The organism is Peptoniphilus genitalis, from assembly GCF_023614525.1.
In the GTDB taxonomy this organism is placed as follows: domain Bacteria; phylum Bacillota; class Clostridia; order Tissierellales; family Peptoniphilaceae; genus Peptoniphilus_A; species Peptoniphilus_A genitalis.
The window spans coordinates 1,673,167-1,693,595 of the sequence record NZ_CP097885.1 but is presented as its reverse complement, the minus strand read 5'-3'; the positions used below and the strand labels follow the sequence as shown (position 1 = coordinate 1,693,595).

Sequence of the window (20,429 nt, the reverse complement as noted above, 5' to 3'; positions counted from 1 at the left end):
TTTCAAAAGTATTTTATTTATTTCCTGTGATATAATAAAAAAAGCAACTTTTAAACTCTTAATCGAAAGGATAATAGGATGAAAGATTTTTTAACAAGACCTGCTTGGATAGAGATAGATCTTGATAAATTTGAAAATAATATGAAGATAATAAGGGACAAGGTTGGAGAAAAAACTGAAGTCATGAGTGTCGTGAAAAGCGATGCCTATAGACTAGGTGCTCTTCCACTATCACAAGTTTCCCTTGACCTTGGAATAAATTACTATGCAGTGGCAACTTTATCAGAGGCCCTAAGCTTGAGAAAAAAATTTTCTAAAGTTAATATTTTGATTTTGGGTTACACACCTCGTCATCTCTATGAAGATGCCATAAGAAATCACATTACTCTTACAATTTATTCTCTTAATGATGCACTAGTTTTAAATGAGCTTGCAGGTAATTTGAAAGAAGAAGCTAAAATACATATTGCCTTTGACTCTGGCATGTCAAGAATTGGTTTCATGCCTTCAGATGAAGCAAAAAAAGAAATTTGCGAAATCTTTAAACTAGGAAATATAAATGTTGAAGGAATATTCTCTCACTTTGCAGCTTGCGAAACTGATCCAGAATTTACTGAAAGACAGTTTAAGACCTTCACGCATTTTATTGACGAGTTGGGTCAGCTTGGATGCAAATTTAAATTTAGACACATTGCAAATTCACACTCCGTTCTCTTCCATGACGAGTACGACCTAGACATGGTGAGACCTGGCATAATTCAATTTGGTTACACTGACAGTGATCATCTTCCCGAGGAATTTGGCTTAGAGGAAATTTTATCCTTGAAGGCACAAATTTCTTCTATAAGAGAAGTAAAAAAAGGCGAGACTGTTGGCTACGAAAGGTTTTATAAATGCCCAAGGGACACAAAAGTTGTAACTCTTCCCCTTGGCTATGCAGATGCCTTCCCTCGTATCCTCTCCGAAAAAATTGAAGTTTTAATAAATGGCAAGAGGTGTAAACAAATTGGTCTTATCTGCATGGATCAAATGATGGTAGATGCCACTGATGTGGACTGCAAGATTGGCGACGACGTTGTCTTAATTGGAAGACAAGGCGACGAAGAGATAAAAGTTCGTGATATTTGCATTCATTCTGGCGATTGTGAAACATCCTTTATAACCCACTTCAACAGGAGACTTCCAAAATATTATTACAAAAATAAAGAACTTGTCCACGTAAGTAAGATGGACTAATACTGGCTATGACTTTCATAGCCTTTTTTATTTTTGTTTTTTTGCGTCGCACTTATTTTATAAGTCTACATAAAAAAAAGAGAGCCTAAGCCCTCTTAATCTTTAAATTTTATTCTTCGATTACTTCTTCTGCTTCAACTTCAATAACTTCACCATCATTTTCTTCTTGGTCAAGTTGTTCCTTCACAGAATAATATTCTTTAAATACAACATCTTCAAGTTCTTTTCTTGCTTCAGCACTAATAGGATGAGCAATGTCTCTGTATTCACCATTAGGAAGTCTTCTGCTTGGCATTGCTAAAAATAATGATTCTTTGCCTTCTATTATTTTTATGTCGTGAAGCACGAATTCGTTATCAAAGGTTACAGATACTATTGCTTTAAGCTTTCCTTCAGTTGGCAATTTACGTAGTCTTACATCAGTTATGTTCATAGAAGTATCCCTCTCTTTCTTTATCACATTATAACATAATCAAGTTATATATTGAATATGTTAATTAAATATTTTCCCTGATTTTACATAAAAAGAAAAGTTAAAAAATTTTCTCACTTTAGAAAATATGTTATAATTAAAAAGAATTGGAGGAAGTAAATTGTTTGAAATTAATATAGATAAAAGTGATTACAAAAATATTTTTTTTATTGGCATTGGTGGCATTTCTATGTCTGCTCTTGCAGAATTAATGTTGGCTAAGGGTTATAAGGTTTACGGAAGCGACAGAAGTCCTTCTATTAATACAGATAAATTAGAAAAGAATGGTGCAAAAATTTATTACGAGCACAAGAAAGAGCACATTAATGGTATGGACCTTGTTATCTTTACAGATGCAATCTCCTTTGACAACGAAGAATATGTTGAAGCTGTAAAACAAAAAATTGACCTTGTTGATCGTGCAAGTTTTCTTGGAGCAGTGATGAAGAACTACGACAAATCAATTGCCGTTTCTGGAACTCATGGTAAGACTTCTACTACATCAATGCTTACAGAAATTATTAAGGACCTCGATGTCAATCCAACAATTATGCTTGGTGGCCAACTAAAAGATATTGATGGAAATATAAAAATCGGTGATGAAAAATTATTTTTAACAGAAGCCTGCGAGTACAAGGCAAACATCCTAAAGTATTTCCCAACAACAGAAATTATTTTAAATATTGACGAGGACCACCTAGATTACTTTGACAACATTGACCACATAATAAGAACCTTTAAGGGCTACGTTGATAACCTAAGAGAAAGTGATTATGTAGTCATAAATATTGATGATGAAAATGCAAAGACACTTTTACCTATTGAAAACTGTAAGGTCTTCACTTTTGGAATAAAAAATCATGCTGACCTAATGGCAAAGAATATTGAATTTAATAATGAGGGCTTCCCTACTTATGACCTCTACCTTAAAGACGAAAAAGTAGCTCACGTTGAACTTTCAGTTCTCGGAAGACACAATATTTTAAATTCTCTTGCTGCTATTGGGGCAGCCTATGTTAATGGAATCTCCATCGAGGATTCTATTGCTGGCTTAAAATCTTATAAGGGTGTTGAGAGAAGGCTAGAAGAAAAAGGATTTTACAAGGGTGCTAAGGTCATGGACGACTACGCCCACCACCCAACTGAAATAAAATCATCTATTCATGCAATTAAAAATGCTTGCAAGGGTAAACTCTACACAGTTTTCCAACCTCATACTTTTACTAGGACAAAGCTTCTTCTTGATGCCTTTGCAAATTCCTTTGATGAATCGGATGTAATTATCATCACTGATATTTATGCAGCTCGAGAAAAGGACTACGGCGATATCCACTCAAAGACTCTTAGAAATGCTATTGCTGATCACAGGGACAACGCCTTTTATATCTCTGGCTTCGAAGACATAGTTAAGTTTGTAAAAGAAAATATTTCAAAGGACGATATTTTTGTAACTATGGGAGCTGGCGACGTTTATAAAATTGGCGAGATGCTCTTAGCTGAAAATGACAATAAATAAAAAATTAGGAACTCAAATGAGTTCCTTTTTTTGTTCTTATAATTTAAATCTCCATAAAAAAATCTCCCCTCAGGGAGATCTTTTAGTTTAATATGCTCTTATTCTTTTGATTCATATTTTTATTATTTTGATTAGCATTTGAAGCCTTATTATTTGTTTCTAAGTTCTTATTGCTAATAGGCTTATTATCTTTGCTATTTTCATTAGACTTATTGTTGAATTTATTATTGGCATTCTTGTTAGAATTATTAGCTTCTCTATTGACTTCAATATTTTTGCTATCTAGGTCTTTCTTATCTTCAAAGTATGAAATTTCAATTTCACGACTTTCATTGATGTAGTTTACATTCATACCTAAGTTCTCTGCAACAAACCTAATTGGTACATAAGTCCTGTCGCCTTTAATTATTGCAGCTTGGTCAATAGCAATTTCTCTACCATCAACTGTAATCTTTTTAGAATCAATTGGAAGGATTATATTCTTGCCCTTACTATTTACTGTTACAACTCTACTATCTCCATCCCAAGCAACATCTCCACCTATTGCCTCAATTATAAATCTAAGTGGAACAAGAGTCCTTGAGTTTGAGATAAATGGTTTTGCATCCATCTTCTTTGCTTGACCATTAACTGTGTAGTTCACATCATTTATCTTCATCTTTATAAGTCTTGTGTTTTCATCATAAAGTGAAAGGCTTGCAGTTTTGCCTCCAAGTTTTACGAGAATCTTTGGATTTTTACCATAGTCATTAATTTTTATATTAAAATTATTTGGATTTACTTCTGCATTTAAATCTTCAAAGGAGTAGTTTAAAACTCTAGGAGAAATATTTATCTTTCTTCCCTTATACTCTCCTATAGCTTCAACTTTAATTTCGCTGCCCTTCTTAACAATATTGTTCTTGGTTGAAAGCTTTAAGTTGTTATAGCTTGATGGATCAGCTACATTGACTTCTTTGCTAAATCCATCTCCCTTGTCAGCTTGAAGATTAATTGTAAACTTGCCTGGAGTTAATGGAAGATAAGTTTGACCATTTAAGATATTTGCTCCATTAGAAGAGTCTGAAATAGTGTAAGTTCTTGTCTTAATATCAATTGGATTTAAAAATTCATCCCAAGCTGATTTTAATTTTAGGTTGACTTGTTCACCAACAATAGTGTCAACATCACTTTCAAATTTTCCATCAACAATCAAGCCAGTATTTTTACTTGTGTTATAAACTCCAAGACCATTTACAACTCTTCTCTCGGCTCCATTCCTCTCTGGGTTTGTTGCCCTAGTCCTGTTAAGGTCCCCAAGATTTCTAACAGCCATGGTAGTTGATCCACCACCATCGAGGTTCATAGCCTTATAGACTCCTATTTCTTGCATAAATTTTGCAAATTCAGCAATTGTTAGACCTGAAGATCTTTTAGTTCTGCCTTCAGCAGTTACTACATAAACTGTTTTACCGTCTTGGCTAATTCCAACAGCGGTCCTTGCCCTTACACCGTCAATAAATTTAATATCTCTTGTGTAGGGTTTAACAGCTCCATTGTCAACTAAAACTGCATGACCACCAATCATCATCTTCCAGTTTCTATTAGGTTCTATGTTGTATTTTATGCCTAATTTGTCTCCAACTTTTACGTTGTCTTGGATAAATTTGATAGCAGAACCAGAAAATTGTAGGATTTTCTTTCCATTAGGTATAGACATATCAAGTCCCTTATTGTAAGAAATTTGTTCAACTACATTGTTTTCATTTAATAGAACTTCTCCACCATTTTTATCTCCCCTAGTCTTAGCAGTCCAAAAGGAATCATATAATTGGATTTTATTTTGGTGGGAATACTCCATAGATGGTTGGTACCAATATTTAGTTTTGTTTAAACCATCAATAGGAAAAGATCTACCATTAGAAGCAGTGACGCTTCCAACAAACTTTGTAAGTTCTATAAAAGCCTTATCGTTGCTGTCAATTCCAAAGGACCAGATGTCATTTAAAACTGCTGGCGAAGATTTAGTCTCTCCATTAATAACTGATGGTCCTTGTGGGGCACCTTCTAACTGCATAGTGAAGAAGTCACCATTGACAAGGGCAACTGCATTAGTCCTGTTTGCCATTTGTGAAACTGTAGCCTTATTAGTATAAGTTCCTCCACCAGCTACAGTGTTAATCTTTGCATGGGGATTGTTCAAATCCACCTTTATAACATTTGCCTCTGCATTTCCTTTACTTCTCTTAACTTGGTATTTGTATCTCACAACTCCAGGAGCAATTGGCTCTTGGAATAGCAATTTGTTCTCTGCAAACACATTTGAACTTATTAAGAGAAAAAATAAAATCAATGCAATACTAATTTTTTTCTTATTCATTTAATCTACCTCACTTAATTAAAAATTATAAATCATAGCTAGGCCATTCTCAAAGAATATTAAAACTTGTAACAAAAACTTAATTATAAAAAGCAAAACCTAGATAAGAAATTTTAAATTCTCAACTAGGTCCTTAGTAAATAAATTTTTTCAATAAAAAATATCCTGTCATCCAGGATATTCTTCATCTCATTTTTTTAGAATTTCTTCAAAAGTTTTTGTGAATTCTTTTATATTTTCTAATTTTGTATCACCCATGTGGCCAACCCTAAAAGTTTTGCCAGCAAGTTTTCCATAACCATTAGAAATTAAAAATCCCTTGTTCATAAATTCTTGGCTTACTTTATCAAACTCCAAGTTCTTTGTATTCTTTACACAAGTTATTGTTGGAGAAAGATACTTCTTATTGCCAAAGATTTCAAAGTTCTCATTGGCCCATTTTTTAAAGTATTGAGACATTTCTTCATGCCTTTTATATCTGTTTTCAAGTCCTTCTTCATTAACAATATAGTTTAGTTGATATTCAGCAGCAACCATATTAGAAATAGCTGGAGTTGATGGATATTGGTAGTTGTGTTCTTTTACATACTTGTATAAAAGAAGTAAGTCAAAGTAGTGGCCTCTGTTTTCAACAGTCTTTGCCTTTTCTACTGCCTTTTGTGAAAAAGATGCAAAGCTAAGACCTGGTACAAGGCTTAGACATTTTTGTGAAGAAGTAATTGCAATATCAATTCCATACTTATCTTGATCAATTGGAGTTCCGCCAGCTGAACTTACAGTATCAAGTGCCCAAACAATGTCAGGGTACTTGTCAATAAGAGGCTTTAATTCATCTAGGTTATTTAAGATACCTGAAGATGTTTCGTTGTGAGTTATACCAACAAAATCATATTCCTTTGACTTTAAAGCTTCTTCTAACTTATTTGGATCAGTTACTTCTCCATCCTCTGCTCTTAAGATATCAGTCTCTATTCCATTTTCAAGTCCAAGTCTTTGCCATAGGTCTCCAAAAGATCCTATAGAACAAATAAGAGCCCTCTTCTTAGTGCAAGACCTAATGGCACCTTCCATAAGGCCAGTACCTGATGATGTTGAAACAAGGATTTCTTCCTTTGTTCCAAATATCTTTTGCATATTTATTGTAATTGATTTTTGAACTTCTGATGCTTCCTTAGTTCTATGTCCAATAACAGGTTTTTCAAATTGCTTCAAAACTTCGCTGCGGACAGACACAGGACCGGGTAAAAATAATTTCATTTTTGTTCCCCCTTATCTAGTAACAAATAATAATACAAATAAAATTTACCGTCAAATAAAAATCTTTGTAAGACTATCTATAATAATTTTGTTCAATCTCCTTAGATTACATTTATACCACAGAATTTGAAGCTTCAATCAAACTATTACTTATTGCTAAAATTCTATTAATTAAAATTCACTAATTTGTTTAATAAAAGAAGACAATAAAAAACTCTGTCCTAAGACAGAGCTAAAATCAAATTATTTTAATTTTGCAAAAATCATCTTGCCTGCTGAAGTTTGAAGAGCTGATGTAACAACAACATTTACCTTTTCTCCAATTAAGTCCTTGCCATTTTCAACAACAATCATAGTGCCGTCATCTAAATAAGCAAGACCTTGGTTGTGCTCCTTACCTTCTCTTACAATTAAAATGTCCATCTCTTCGCCGGGAAGATAAAGAGGCTTAACTGCATTAGCAAGCTCGTTAATATTTAAAACTTCAAGGTTTTGAACCCTAGCTACCTTGTTCAAATTATAATCATTTGTGACAATTTTTCCATTTAAATCAATGGCAAGCTTTAGAAGTTTTGAATCCACTTCAGGAATTTCTTCAATCTTTCCTTTATAGATTATGACTTCAACATTTTTTAGTTCTTGAATTTCTGCAACAGTGTCAAGACCTCTCCTGCCACGATTTCTTTTAAGTCCATCAGCAGAGTCAGCTATGTGTTGTAATTCTTCAAGAACAAAAACTGGAACAACAAGAGGCCCTTCAATAAATCCTGCTCTTGCTATGTCGAGGATTCTCCCGTCAATAATAACAGAAGTATCCAAGACCTTGGGAATGCCTGTGTGATCCTTTACAACATCCTTAGGCTTTAAACTTCTTTTAGCCGCCAAAGATGTGAGATCCCTAACTTTTTCTGATATAGTGTCCTTATTTGACATCCCAATATTAAGACCTAAATAACCAAGTATACCATAAAGTAAAATTGAAACTACTGAACCCACATAAGGGATTGGAATCTTGTAGATAGGTTGTGAAATTAAGAATGCTATTATGAGACCAAGAATTAGTCCCACTGCGCCTAGTATTACTTCTGTAAAAGATTTTGTTTGGATTTGTCTTTCCCATATAGCCAACAAATCTTCCAAGGCTCGAAAAGCCTTTGGAGAAAGCATATAAAATATAAGTGCAAATAAAAGTACAACAACAACAGAAATACCTGTTGTGATTTTTTGGCTACCAATAGCTTTTACAAAGTTTATATCTGATAAAACAGATACAATAAAAACACCGACTAATGCGCCTATTGCAGTAAATAGAAACTTAAATATTTTGGACACAATTTTTCGGTTTTTGCTAATAAAAATCCCTCCTTATCCAAAAATGGCATCATCAATTAATTTTGTCACTTCTTCAACATTTTTTTCAAAAACAAGAACCATCTCTGATACAATAATCTGCTTTGCCTCATTCAAAATCTTCCTCTCACCTGTTGACAGGGACTTTTCTCTATCAAGACTTTCAAGAGATCTTACAACATCAGCAATTTCCATTAAATCACCAGATTTTATCTTGTCAAGATTGTATCTATATCTTCTATTCCAATTTTTGGGCATAGAAACTTCCTCTTCAGAAGATAGAGCTTTTAAAACCTTCTCCATAGTATTAGCATCAGAAATATCTCTAACACCAATTTCTTTTGCATTTTTTACAGGCACCATGACCTTAAGATCATTTATAGGTAACCTCATTATGTAGTATTTGTGCACATCTCCAAGGATTTCTCTCTCTTCAATTGCTACAATTTCACCGGCACCATGCATAGGATATACAATCTTATCACCAATATTAAACATTTTTTACCTCCTATTGTCCCTTATACTAGTATAACAGAGCTTTTTAGAAAAGTAAACGTAACACTATATCATAATACCTTACATTATGCAAAGTTTTTTTTGGTGATTTTTTATTTTTATTTATTATAAATTTTATTTGTGAAAGATATAGATGGTCATTGTGAAAATTTATTGAAGTAAATTAAAAAACTATTAAATACTTTATTAATTTTTATTAAGAAGCTTGTAAAAAATTTTAATTTTGTAAGACTTTATAACTTTTCTTTTTATTCTAATTTAGTTAAAACTTAGGACTTTGTTGTTATTTACGTATCAATAAGGACTTATAAATTAGCAATTATTTTTAATCTGATAACATTTTATGACTTAATAATTATTTCCTACTTAGTAACATCTTATGACTTTGTGAATATTTCTCATTTAATAGCATCTTATGGCTTCATAATTATTTTTCCCTTAATAACATCTTAAGACTTTGTAACTAATTTTCACTTAATAAATTTTACAAGTTTACTTTTAAAAGCTCTCTCATTCTTTTTAATCATCTTAGATTTTTTCCTTCCATATACATATTGTTAGAGGGCATAAAAAAATCCCCTGACAAATCAGGGGATGTAATTTAAAAATTATCTCTTGTTAGTTCTTCTCCAGATATTCATTCTTTCTGCTTCCTTAATTAGGTCATCCCTAAATTCTGGTGCAGCGATGTTAATGATACCTTCTGCTCTTTGCCAAGTTGATTGGCCCTTGCAGTTGAACTTACCATATTCAGTTACTAGCCAGTGAGTGTTAGGTCTAGCAGCTGTAATAGCAGAGAATGTTTCAAAGTTTGGAACAATTCTTGATTCTTCCTTGCCAGTCTTCTTGTTCATAAATTTAGAAGATAGACAGATAAAGGACTTTCCACCCTTAGATAAATAAGCTCCTAGAACGAAATCTAGTTGTCCACCTGCTCCAGAAATGTGTCTTGCTCCTGAAGATTCAGAAGATACTTGTCCAAATAAGTCTACGTTAACAGCGTTGTTAATGGAAATAAAGTTGTCAAGTTGTGCAATTACTCTTGCATCATTTGTATAAGAAACAGGAGCTGCCATAGCATCAGAATTAAAATCTAAATAGTCATACATTTCCTGAGAACCTGCTGCAAAAGCATAAACTTGTCTAAATCTATCAATTGACTTCTTTGAACCACTTAACTTACCCTTCTTCGCCATATCTACGAAACCATCAACATACATTTCTGTATGAACTCCAAGGTCCTTTAGGTCAGAGTCAGCAATTAGGGATCCAACAGCATTTGGCATTCCACCAATTCCTAGTTGAAGTGTTGCCCCATTAGGAATTTCTTCTACAATTAATTCTGCAACCTTTTTATCAACTTCGCCGAAGCTTCCCTTAGGAAGTGCAGCTATTTCTGGATTTTCTCCCTCGATAATGTAGTCTACATCCTTAATATTAATTTCATGTTCGAATCCTCCAAGGCAAGTTGGCATATTTTTATTTATTTCAACAATTACCTTGTCAGCAACTTCTGTAACTGCTCTTAAGTGTGAAGCATTAAGTCCAAAATTAAAGTTACCATGTTTATCCATTGGAGGAGTTACAATAACTGCTATATTAACCTTGCAATTTTCCCTATACATTTTTGGGAGTTCTGAGTACCTTAATGGAATATAGAAACCACCTGGAGTTGTGTTAATTCTCTTTCTATCTGGTCCACCTGCGTGCCAAGAATTCCAAACAACTTTTTCTCCTGCTGGATCTTTTTTAAATACTTCTGGTTCCCAAAGAAGTACCCCACCTCTTAAATAAATTTCATTTAATTCATCTAGTCTTTCAGCAAGAGCCTTGTCAAAGGCAACAGGTGTACTTGCACCCCATGCGTAGTCAATCCACATATTGTCCTTTACTAGACCAGCAGCTTCTTTTGCTGTAATTAACTTGTCCTTATAGTCCTTAGAATAGTCCATATTTCCTCCTTAAATAAAAAATTATAAATAATCCCTTAATAGCTTGTGAGACCTTATAAACTTAATGTAATTTAAAAATTCTTCCATTACTTCTTTATATTTTTCTTCACTTGTCTCTACAACTATTTTATTTTTACCCCTTAGGTCAAATATATATGCAGCCTTTATCTTAACTTTATATAGGTTTTCATAGATTGCTGAATAAAGTATTAGTTGGTTCTCGTAGGTCTTTTTTAAGTCTTCTACACTCCCATAGCTAGTCTTTAAATCAAGAATATAATATTCGCCATTAATTTTTATAACTTGGTCAATGTAACCCTTTACAAGAAAACCTTTTAAGTCGTAGTAAAATAAAAGCTCTTTATCTATTATACACTCTTCTTCCATTTCTAAGTAGTTTAAAACTAATTCTTTTGAAAGATTTAACTTTTCAGAGTTTATCTCCTCTTCATAATATGAAAATACATCTTTTATAATGTCCTCAATCTTCTTGTTTTTTAAATCAATTTTTTTATACTTGTAGGCGAACATGTGAACAATATTCCCAAGAGTTTTGGGATCCATTATTTGATTTGTCCCTTGACCCCTTGTGTACTTGTCAATGCCCAAAAAGTACTTGTAGTAAAAGTCCTTCTTGCTTCTCTTGAAGTTTATAAAATCTGTAACTGTGTAATATTCTCTTATCCTATTTTCAAATTTTATATCTATGTCAAGTGGAATAAAGTTTTCTTCTACTTGTCTTCCTTCTATATTTGAGAGCTTATATTCTTGTAAAGCAAAAATATCTCCCAAGAGAGAAAAATAAGAACCTGCCCTTGCCTTTTCATGGTCTCCAAATAAGACTAATTCTTTTTTTGCCCTGGTCATGGCAACGTAAAGAACCCTAATCTCTTCTTCCTCATCAATCTCCCTTAATTTATTTGCGATTTCCTTATAAGAATAATTAGAAAGGTCAGAATTTATTCCAAGTCCAAGGTCTTTATCAACAATTATCCTATTATTGCTTCCAAGTTTTTTCCCCTTATCCATGTGAGAAATTATTAGGCCATCAAACTCCAGCCCCTTAGACTTATGGATTGTAAGAAGATTAATTCCATCTTCAAGGTCCTCAAAGGTCATAGAAGAAATATGTCTTTCAAAGGCTCTGAAGTCATTGGAATAATTTTCCACAAAGTCCCTAGCTTCTTCCTTAAACCTATAAATATATTCCCAGTCACTTTTCCTTAAAGTTCCAAGTTTATAAAAATAATCCATTAGTTCATCAAGGACTTCATCTATCATAAGGTAAGATGTTTTCTCTCTTGTTTCCTTTAAAAATCTCAAAAAATTCTTAATATTGTCTTGAGTTGAATTATAGTTTAATAGGTCTTCAGAATTATTAATTCCCTCATTTAATATTGCCACTAAATCTTTGAATTCAAAATTCAAAAGCTCTGAGTTAAAGAGTGATAAAAATTCCAAAAATTCTTTTGGGCTGTAAATCGCAGAGAGAATATTTTTTATAAGTTTTAAAATATCAATTTCTTCAAGACTTCTCTCACCCTTATTGTATTTTATTCCACGTGCAGATAAAACTTCCCCTATTTCATCAATTTGCGAGTTGGACCTTGATAGGATTGCAATATCCTTGGCCTTGTATTTTTTTAAAAAGTCTTCTGCTAAATCTGCAATATTAGAAATTTCAGAAGAATTATAGAGGTAAACTCCTCCACCCTCTTTATGGGAAAATTCCATTTCGTCATAGGAATCTATTAGGTCCTTAAACTTTTCATTTATAAAATTTATTATTTCACCGTCAGACCTATAATTTTTGTTCATTATAAGAGAAGTCCCTCTGGCTTCTATGTCTCCAGAAAAAGAAAAATAAGAAGATAAATCAGTTCCCCTAAAGGCATAAATAGATTGCTTAGGGTCACCAACTATAAAAATATTAGAAGAAGAAAAGGCTCTAATGATTTCATTTTGGATTTCGTTGGTATCTTGGTATTCGTCAACGAGGATATAAGAATACCTAGAAACTAATTCTCCTTTGACAAGAGGATTTTTTAAGATAAGCTCTGCGTAAGAAATTATATCTTCGTAATCAAGTCCACTTATATCTTCCTTAGATTTCTTATAATTTTTGTCGATTTCCTTTAAAATTTCTATAATGATTTCATAATAGTCCTTGTTCTTCTCTTCTAAGTCTTTCTTTAGCTCTTGGATAAGGTCCTTGATTTCTATAATCTTGTCATTGTGTTTTGTTGATGTCCCAAGATTTTCTTCTATCGTATTTAAAATTTCGTTGTCAAAGGTCTTTAAAGATTTTATTTCATCAATATTATTGTCGTAAAAAGTCTTGAATTTATTTCCACTTAGGCTCCTAAATTCATCTAAAAGTATAATTAAATCATCAAAACTTTTTTCCGCCCCAATAAAGTTTAAGGACTTATTTAAAATATCATCAAAATCCAAGTTATTATTTTTAAAATCCCTATACAGACTTATAAAAATATTTTTTTCTTCAAAGGGAGATGACTTAAAGTCTAAAAGATAATTTTTAAATCTTTCATCTTCGAAATTATTGAAACTCTCTTTTACAGCTTCCTCTAACAGATAGTCCCCTTCACCCTCTTCTAAAATTTTGAATCGTGGATTTATCCCTAGAATAAAAGAATAATTCTCAACAATTTCATGAGCAAAAGAGTGAATGGTCATTACATTAAGATCTCTCTCCTCAAAGTCAATATTGTTGAGAACAAGTTCTTTTGATATCCTTCCAAGCATTTCTTGAGCAGCTTTTTTTGTAAAAGTTATAGCCAAAATATGCTTTGGACTTATATTATTTTTTACAATATTTATAAACCTACTAGTGAGGACCCTAGTCTTGCCAGTACCAGCCCCTGCCATTAAAGATAAATCTTTATCAAGAGTGTAGACTGCTTTTTTTTGAACTTCACTTAGTTCCATAAGCTAGCTTTTCCTTAATTCTTGAAGAGAGTCTTGGCAAGTCTTAAAATAAATTCATTTTCCACCTTGTAATAGATTTCTGTTCCATTTCTATTAGCTATTAAAATACCAGCTCTCCTAAGCTTGCCTAGGTGAGATGAAACAGTTGGTTGTGGAATGTGAAACTTCTCTTGCATAGATCCAACATTAGCCGGACCATTGTCAATTAAGTTCTCTATAATTTTAAGTCTAATTGGATGGGCCATGACCTTTAAAAGTTCAGCTGTGTTTTCAAGTTTGTCAATTTTCTTCTTCAAATTCTTACCTCCAAGTATGTCTTCCTTAATAATTTATTTACTATAGTAAGATTATGTAATATTAGAGAATTTGTCAATAGTTTTTGTATAATTAAGAATTATGCAAATATTTCCATTAGGATAAAATAGCAAAATCTTCTTGTATTTTATAAAATAAAATTTATTTTTTGTGTCCTTTAATTTTTTAATTTCTTTCAATAGATATCCCAAGTAAATAATGTTTTTATTTATAACCTTCTTAAACTTCTAAAATATTGTCTAAAAAAAAATCTCCCATAAAAATTATTATGAGAGATTTACAAAAATTATTTACTTATCTTTACACTTCTTGTTGAAGCATCCCAATCTACTTTAGCTCCTAAAATTTCTGAAATTGCTCTTAGGGGTACAAAAGTTCTTGCATCCTTAATCACTGCTGGTGAGTCGATTGCAATTTTCTTTCCATTAGCCTCAATTTCTTTTTCTCCAATAACAAGGCTTGCCTTCTTATCTCCAATGAGAACAGTTTTTGTATCAGCCTTCCAATCAACTTTTTCACCAAGAGCCTCAGAGATAAACCTTAGAGGAACCATTGTCCTTCCATTTTCAATGTAAGCTGGAGTTTCTGGTTTTATTTCCTTGTCTGAAACAAAAATTTTAATCTCAGATTTAGATGAAGATTTTTCAGCCTTTACATCCTTCTTGCTTTCAAGTTTAGAATCCTTAGCTTCGATGGCCTTAGCATTAGCCCAGTCAAACTTTAGGTAAGCCTTTTGTTCTCCTGAACCCTTTCCACCACCAGCAATAGCATCCATAGCATCAACCCATACAGCAACAAGAATTTGGTCTTCCTTTGGATTTGTTCTTACAAACTCGTGCTTCTTTATATATTCACCATTAATAGGGCTTTGCTTAGTTTCAACTCTCTTAGAGTCCTTATCGCCATCATAGATAAATAAATTTGTAAGTTCACCTTCCATATTCATAAATTCCATCTTCTTTAGAAAAATATTGTAAATAAATTTACCATCTTTTTCTTCAACTTGAGCAACTTGCTTTAAAGAAGGGTTGCCCATAGACTCCTTATCTGGTTCGCCATACTTAACTAACTTTACTGGTACTTCATAAGAACTTGCAGCAAAAATAGAATTAGGTAATAAAACTAATACTAACAATAGTGATAAAATAATTTTTTTCATATTACACCTCATTTTTATATAAAGGGACTCTTAATTTAAAAGTCCCTTTAAACTTTTAAACTTAATTGTGATCAATGTTGTAAAGAACTTGTGCAACTTGTGCCCTAGTAAATTGAGATTTTGGTGCGAAGCTTCCATCGCCCATACCACTTACTACTCCAAGTCTTGCCATTTCCTTTACAGAATCCTTAGCCCAGCCTTGAATCTTTTCTTCATCTTTGAAGCTATTAGTATTGCCTTTAGCATTGAGATTCTTGCCTGATACCTTCAAGAACTTAGTCATCATCACAGCCATTTCTTCTCTTGTTAGTTCTTTATCAGGTGCAAAGTTTCCTTGACCTACTCCTGATACTATTCCAACTTTGTTTGCCCATGTGATGTATGGACTGTAATACATTCCTGACTTAACATCTTTGAAGTTTTGATCCTTGTAGTCATTTACATTGACATTTAACATTCTTCCTAGAACACTTACAAATTGTCCCCTTGTTATAGATTTGTTAGGACCAAATTCTGTATTGCTTAGGCCTGCAAAGTATCCCTTGCTTACAACATAATCAATAGCAGTCTTAGCCCAATGGCCGCTTATGTCTGTAAAGTTATTTGATGCATTGTTATTTTGTACTACTTGTGGTGCTTGCTTTTGTTGATTTTGTTGATTTTGATTTTGTTGGTTTTGGTTATTGTTGTTTCCACCAACTCTACCTACTTCTCTTGCATTGTTCCAATTAAAGGATAGGATTGCCCTTTGTTCATTTACGGCAATTTGATCCATTACATCAACTTTAACGCTGACATTTACCTTGTTATATTTGCCATTCATAACCCATGACCATACATTTCCAGATGATTGTTCTGCTAAATATTTATTACCATCATGAATAAATAGATGAGTTAAATTACCAACAAGTTTTTGTCCATTAAATTCTCTTTCAAGAGGATTAAATTGAACGCTATACCTGAATTGACCGTTTCTTTCCTCTACTCTTGCTATGTGGTTTATTGCTCCATTTGCCATAGAGTATCCATCTTGATAAGCATGAAGAACTTCTACAGGTACTTCATATTGGATTGTTACTGGTCCATTGTTTTTATTGCTTTGGTTGTTTTGATTGTTTTGGTTGTTGTTACCATAACTTCCCCATGAAGAATTGTTGTTTCCCCATCCGGAGCTGTTGCCCCAGCCTTGGTTGTTGTTGCCCCAAGCTTGGTTGTTATTTCCCCAAGAACTATTATTGTTTTGCTTATTCATACTACCCTTATTGTTAATAACTGCATTATTTAGGGCTTGTGTAGCACTTAATATTTCTTCTCTTGATGCGTATGGGTTATTAGCAATTGCACCTGCCCTTGCCATAGCTGCTACTAAGTTGGAGTCAGCTCCCTTACTCATAGATGCACTTGCACTTGCCATTGCAGAGCCTAGTGCAGATCTTTCTATAGCTAAGTTTTGGAAGGAATATCCTGGTGTGCTTGGATTACTTGGGTTACTTGGGTTACTTGGATTACTTGGATTGCTTGGGTTAGATTGATTGTCATCTCCCCATCCAGTCCATTCTTTTGCTTTAGACCCTGTTATTTTCAATTTTGCATTTTGTTCAGCTCCACCTAGTTTAGCCATAGCATCTACACTTACACGGCAATAAATTTCTCCATCTTGAGTTTTAAACTTAGGATCTATTTCAAATTTAAATAAAGATGGAAATTCTTTCTCTTCATTTCCTAATCCCTTATCCCTTTTATTCTCAATTATTGTAGATTCTATTTTTTCAGACTTAAAATTATTTTCTTTGTATGTCCAGAATTGTAATAAATGTCCACGCATACCCATAAAATCAAGACCCTTTAATTTTATTGTCATATAAGTCTTGCCATTTTCTTCTGTGATTTTTGCCTTTTGGACTAGGGCGCCATTACCCATAGATGCATTGTTTTGGTAACCATGCCATAGCATAACAGGCACTTCTAATTCTTCTTTATTTTGATTTTCAATTTTTGAATTAGTAAATTCTTCTACAGCCTTGTTCAAATTCTTTAGTGCTTCATTTATCTTGCTTTGATCTTGTTCTTCATTTTTTGCAACATTTTCTGCGACTTCAATAGCTTTACTAAGTTTCTTAAAATCCTCCTCTGAATGTCTTCCTTTTTTTATACTTTTAGCATCCTCTATTGCTTGATTTAAGTTATCTTTATTAATTTCTTCTATTTTTTCTTCTAATACTTTTTTCCCTATATCATAATTTGGTATTTTAAACATCCTTTCTACAGGATCTTCTGTTTTCTTAGGAGCTAAAGTCATTCTTCCATTATCTTCTACACTTATAAACCTAGCATTAATTAATCCTATCTTTTCATCTTCATCACCTATTGACAAAGGAACATCCTTTAACTTTATCTTTGTTATTCTATTTTTATAAGTGTTCTTTTTATTTGTAACGGTAAAATCCTTGCTATCCAATACTTCTACATCTTTTATACTTCCATCAGATGACTTGTATTGGATCGGTTTAGAATCATCAATTTTTACTATTCCAGTCTCTCTAAGCTTAGTTCCTTTTTTGTATTGTTCAGCCCAATACACGGTAATATCAGCTTTATTTTTTCTTATTTCCAAGTCGTATATTGGTATAATGCCTTCTCCCGGATTAAATCCAAGCTTATTATAATTTCCCTGGATTAATTCATCATTGTATTGCTCTCTCGTGTATTTTATCTTATTATTTTCCTTATCCCATAAAGCATCAAGCATAGCTTGGTTTGCCGGCAAACTTATTATTTTTAAAACTTTATATTTTCCACTTGGAAGATTTAACTTTTCCAATTTCATATCTTCCCATCTCATTAGAAGATTGAAATTTTGTAAAGAATTACCCATCGCATCAACCTTTACTTTAAAAAGTTTTTGAGACTCATAATTTGTCGAACCATCTTCATATTTTAATGGTATTTCATAAATTTCCGGAAAAGATAATTCAATGCCACCTACATTCTCTGAAAAATATTTCTTTAAGTATTGCGGATTATCTAAAGCTATTTCCTTTGCTGTAAAAACTGTAGGAGCTTTCATATATTGGTCAAAATCATCTACTGAATTATAAGTCCACAGTTTCATGAGATGTCCTGTTATTGCCTGTCCACCTGTATAAGCAGGATCGCTCAATGTTAGTGGCTTAAATTTTATTCTCAACTTAATAGAACCATCTTGCCCAACAATTAGTTCTCCGTTATCTTCTACTGCACCATCTGCCATTGAATATTTTCCTGGTGAATTTGAATACCTGATAGATAGAGGAATATTATAAGTCCCCGGAAGCAAGTCTTTAGGTATTGGCTTAGGCCAACCCTGAAAGATATATATCCTAAATTTGTCATGTGTACTACTATAATAATCTACCGGTTGGAGGCTAAGATTTATTAAATATTTCCTTCCATCATGGCTTGATTTATAATCCTGTATTACGTAAAATCCTTCCCCTTGTTCGTCATAACTTCTTTTTTTATCTAATTTCTTAGGTTCACTCCATGAATTAGTGGAATCATCGAAGGATGATAAATACAATTCAACTTGTTCAGGCCAGATGTTATACATACTTCCGTCATCTATTCCGGAACTATTTATAACAAAATTACCATAATAGTCGCACCCAACATCGTGCTTTAAGTCTAATTCATAGGCATTCCACTGAGGGTCATCCTCTTTATTAACAGCTGCTTCATCTTTATGTTTTTCTCTAAATTCTTTAAAGTTTTGATCATTATCAGATATTTTTTTGCCTGACATCTTTAATCTATTTTCATCAAATAGGGGATGAGTTGCCGTTTCATCCGTAGATACATCTTTTCCTTGAGCCCATCTTTTATATACTTCCGGATGAATTTCAAAGTGCGCTCTGTTATCTCCGGTGATTGGAATTATAGCAGAATGGTCTGCTGCTAATACATTAGACCCACTTGCGAATAAAAATACCAGCAAAAATAAAATAAAATTTATACTTTTTTTCAATTTATTTTCCTTTCTTTTTTTTATATAGTTAATAGATGTATAGGTCTATTCGCTATACATCTATTACTATTCACAATAAACATCTTTTGAATTGTAAATTTTTAAGGATTAGTTATTTATTATAATTTATTTTACAAAAAATCTTGCCTCTGGTTTCATCATAGCTGCACCGATTTTACCTAAAAATCCGGAGTCAGCTAAATTAGTTGTAAATTTAATTTTAAAATAATTATTATATTCTCCTATACTTTCTTCTTCTAGGTCATCCTTTAATATAGTGAATTTAAATCCTTCAGGCACAGTCTTATTTTTATTATGAACAGCTTCTTTAGAACCAAAGGCTTCTACTTGAATTTCTTTTCCATCTATTACAGGTGTAATGCTAGTACAATCTGCTTCATATACATTACCAAGCATTTTTTTACTAACTGGCTTTGTATATAAAGTTATTTCGTAGCTGTCGCCCTTATCTTCAACTTTTGATAAATCTTTATTGAATGCATCATCAGCCATAGAAAGTTTTGCTTTTGTTATGTGATATATAGCAAAATCTGCTACTTCCCTTACGGATCTATCAGAATATTTAAATCCATACAGTTCTGAATCAGAGTAGTCTATAGTTTCTTTAATTTGCTCCTTTATGGATTCTAGATTCATTTCTTGAGCAAATGTAAAAGTTGGAACTAACATCATTAATACTAATAGTAATAAACTAATTTTCTTTAAATATTTCATATTATTTATCCTTCCTTTATATTATTTATTTTTCCATAACTAATCCTTATAAGGTTATAAACGTACTTTCCTAATCCCACCCAAACACCCACTAATTTTTATAAATTAATTAATTTTTCATAGAAGTAGTTTGCAGCTTCTTCTAGTTCTTCTTCGCTTGCTTCTCTTGATGCAAGGCTTGTTTCTATCATTTTTTCTTTTATCTTTTTTGGAACTACTAGCCCTGTAATTCCTCTTAATTTTTCTATCATCTTGGGATCAACTAGGCCTGGGCATATGTATTGTCCCAAGGAGTCCCTGTCTATTAAAAGATTCTCTAAATTTTTTATCACCTTCCTTCCATGTTCTGAGTCTGGCATTGCTCCCAAGGTCGCAAATAGTCCAAGCTTTTTATTTTCTATAGTCTTTAAGAATTTTAATGCCTTGGTCTCTAAGGTCCCTCTATCGATCCAGGCACCCAAAAGTATGAAGTCAAATTGTTCTACTTGAGGTGCATCTCTTATGTCCTTTATTGTCATCTGGTGTTCTTCTTTTAAGACTCCATAAATTTTTTCTGCCATTCTCTTGGTGTTTCCCGTCTTTGATGAATAAATTATTAGTCCTTTCACTT

The 20,429-nt window shown here is 32.6% G+C and carries 14 protein-coding genes; 2 read left to right on the top strand and 12 right to left on the bottom strand.

The genetic code is table 11. From position 1 onward, the window contains the following. The first annotated feature begins 78 nt into the window (after positions 1-78). Entirely contained in the window at positions 79-1,236 is a 1,158-nt protein-coding gene (gene alr / locus M9426_RS08120; RefSeq protein WP_250341924.1) for an alanine racemase, read from the top strand. A 109-nt stretch (positions 1,237-1,345) separates the two neighbouring features. On the opposite strand, the gene spoVG is transcribed toward alr, so the two are convergent. Beyond that, positions 1,346-1,669: a septation regulator SpoVG gene (gene spoVG / locus M9426_RS08115; protein ID WP_148465481.1), complete on the bottom strand. Its 324-nt coding sequence runs from the start codon at positions 1,667-1,669 to the stop codon at positions 1,346-1,348. A 160-nt stretch (positions 1,670-1,829) separates the two neighbouring features. Here spoVG and murC point away from each other — a divergent pair, with 160 nt between their 5' ends. Continuing rightward, on the top strand, positions 1,830-3,224 hold the full coding sequence (gene murC / locus M9426_RS08110; protein WP_250341923.1) for a UDP-N-acetylmuramate--L-alanine ligase: 1,395 nt from the start codon (positions 1,830-1,832) through the stop codon (positions 3,222-3,224). 82 nt (positions 3,225-3,306) lie between these two features. Here murC and M9426_RS08105 read toward each other — a convergent pair whose 3' ends face one another. The 11 genes from M9426_RS08105 to M9426_RS08055 form a co-directional block, all read right to left on the bottom strand. Continuing rightward, a complete protein-coding gene (locus M9426_RS08105) occupies positions 3,307-5,583 on the bottom strand; it encodes a stalk domain-containing protein (protein WP_250341922.1) in 2,277 nt (758 codons plus the stop codon). Between the two features lie 189 nt (positions 5,584-5,772). Next, entirely contained in the window at positions 5,773-6,840 is a 1,068-nt protein-coding gene (locus tag M9426_RS08100; protein ID WP_250341921.1) for a pyridoxal-phosphate-dependent aminotransferase family protein, read from the bottom strand. Between the two features lie 243 nt (positions 6,841-7,083). After that, positions 7,084-8,172 (bottom strand): PIN/TRAM domain-containing protein, encoded by a 1,089-nt coding sequence (locus tag M9426_RS08095; RefSeq protein ID WP_250341920.1) that lies wholly within the window; start codon positions 8,170-8,172, stop codon positions 7,084-7,086. Positions 8,173-8,205: 33 nt separating this feature from the next. Beyond that, positions 8,206-8,688 carry a CarD family transcriptional regulator gene (locus M9426_RS08090; RefSeq protein WP_250341919.1) on the bottom strand — a complete coding sequence of 161 codons (483 nt, stop codon included), beginning with the start codon at positions 8,686-8,688 and terminating at the stop codon, positions 8,206-8,208. Positions 8,689-9,314: 626 nt separating this feature from the next. Beyond that, on the bottom strand, positions 9,315-10,658 hold the full coding sequence (locus M9426_RS08085) for a butyryl-CoA:acetate CoA-transferase (protein ID WP_250341918.1): 1,344 nt from the start codon (positions 10,656-10,658) through the stop codon (positions 9,315-9,317). A 21-nt stretch (positions 10,659-10,679) separates the two neighbouring features. Next, positions 10,680-13,607: a UvrD-helicase domain-containing protein gene (locus tag M9426_RS08080; protein WP_250341917.1), complete on the bottom strand. Its 2,928-nt coding sequence runs from the start codon at positions 13,605-13,607 to the stop codon at positions 10,680-10,682. 14 nt (positions 13,608-13,621) lie between these two features. After that, positions 13,622-13,903, bottom strand: a complete 282-nt coding sequence (locus M9426_RS08075) for an ArsR/SmtB family transcription factor (protein ID WP_250341916.1) — start codon at positions 13,901-13,903, stop codon at positions 13,622-13,624. Positions 13,904-14,208: 305 nt separating this feature from the next. Then, positions 14,209-15,081 carry a copper amine oxidase N-terminal domain-containing protein gene (locus M9426_RS08070; protein ID WP_250341915.1) on the bottom strand — a complete coding sequence of 291 codons (873 nt, stop codon included), beginning with the start codon at positions 15,079-15,081 and terminating at the stop codon, positions 14,209-14,211. 61 nt (positions 15,082-15,142) lie between these two features. After that, positions 15,143-19,084 (bottom strand): S-layer homology domain-containing protein, encoded by a 3,942-nt coding sequence (locus tag M9426_RS08065; RefSeq protein ID WP_250341914.1) that lies wholly within the window; start codon positions 19,082-19,084, stop codon positions 15,143-15,145. Between the two features lie 126 nt (positions 19,085-19,210). Continuing rightward, positions 19,211-19,819, bottom strand: a complete 609-nt coding sequence (locus tag M9426_RS08060) for a hypothetical protein (RefSeq protein ID WP_195443106.1) — start codon at positions 19,817-19,819, stop codon at positions 19,211-19,213. A gap of 98 nt (positions 19,820-19,917) precedes the next feature. Beyond that, the gene (locus M9426_RS08055; RefSeq protein ID WP_250341913.1) at positions 19,918-20,427 is read right to left on the bottom strand and encodes a flavodoxin family protein; all 510 of its coding nucleotides are present in this window, start codon (positions 20,425-20,427) and stop codon (positions 19,918-19,920) included. Between the last annotated feature and the right edge of the window lie 2 nt (positions 20,428-20,429).

What these genes read in the sequence shown, in the direction of transcription:
- M9426_RS08090 (WP_250341919.1), bottom strand. Translation starts at nt 8,688, where the DNA reads ATGTTTAATATTGGTGATAAGATTGTATATCCTATGCATGGTGCCGGT.
- M9426_RS08100 (WP_250341921.1), bottom strand. Translation starts at nt 6,840, where the DNA reads ATGAAATTATTTTTACCCGGTCCTGTGTCTGTCCGCAGCGAAGTTTTG.
- M9426_RS08085 (WP_250341918.1), bottom strand. Translation starts at nt 10,658, where the DNA reads ATGGACTATTCTAAGGACTATAAGGACAAGTTAATTACAGCAAAAGAA.
- M9426_RS08105 (WP_250341922.1), bottom strand. Translation starts at nt 5,583, where the DNA reads ATGAATAAGAAAAAAATTAGTATTGCATTGATTTTATTTTTTCTCTTA.
- M9426_RS08080 (WP_250341917.1), bottom strand. Translation starts at nt 13,607, where the DNA reads ATGGAACTAAGTGAAGTTCAAAAAAAAGCAGTCTACACTCTTGATAAA.
- alr (WP_250341924.1), top strand. Translation starts at nt 79, where the DNA reads ATGAAAGATTTTTTAACAAGACCTGCTTGGATAGAGATAGATCTTGAT.
- M9426_RS08060 (WP_195443106.1), bottom strand. Translation starts at nt 19,819, where the DNA reads ATGAAATATTTAAAGAAAATTAGTTTATTACTATTAGTATTAATGATG.
- M9426_RS08070 (WP_250341915.1), bottom strand. Translation starts at nt 15,081, where the DNA reads ATGAAAAAAATTATTTTATCACTATTGTTAGTATTAGTTTTATTACCT.
- spoVG (WP_148465481.1), bottom strand. Translation starts at nt 1,669, where the DNA reads ATGAACATAACTGATGTAAGACTACGTAAATTGCCAACTGAAGGAAAG.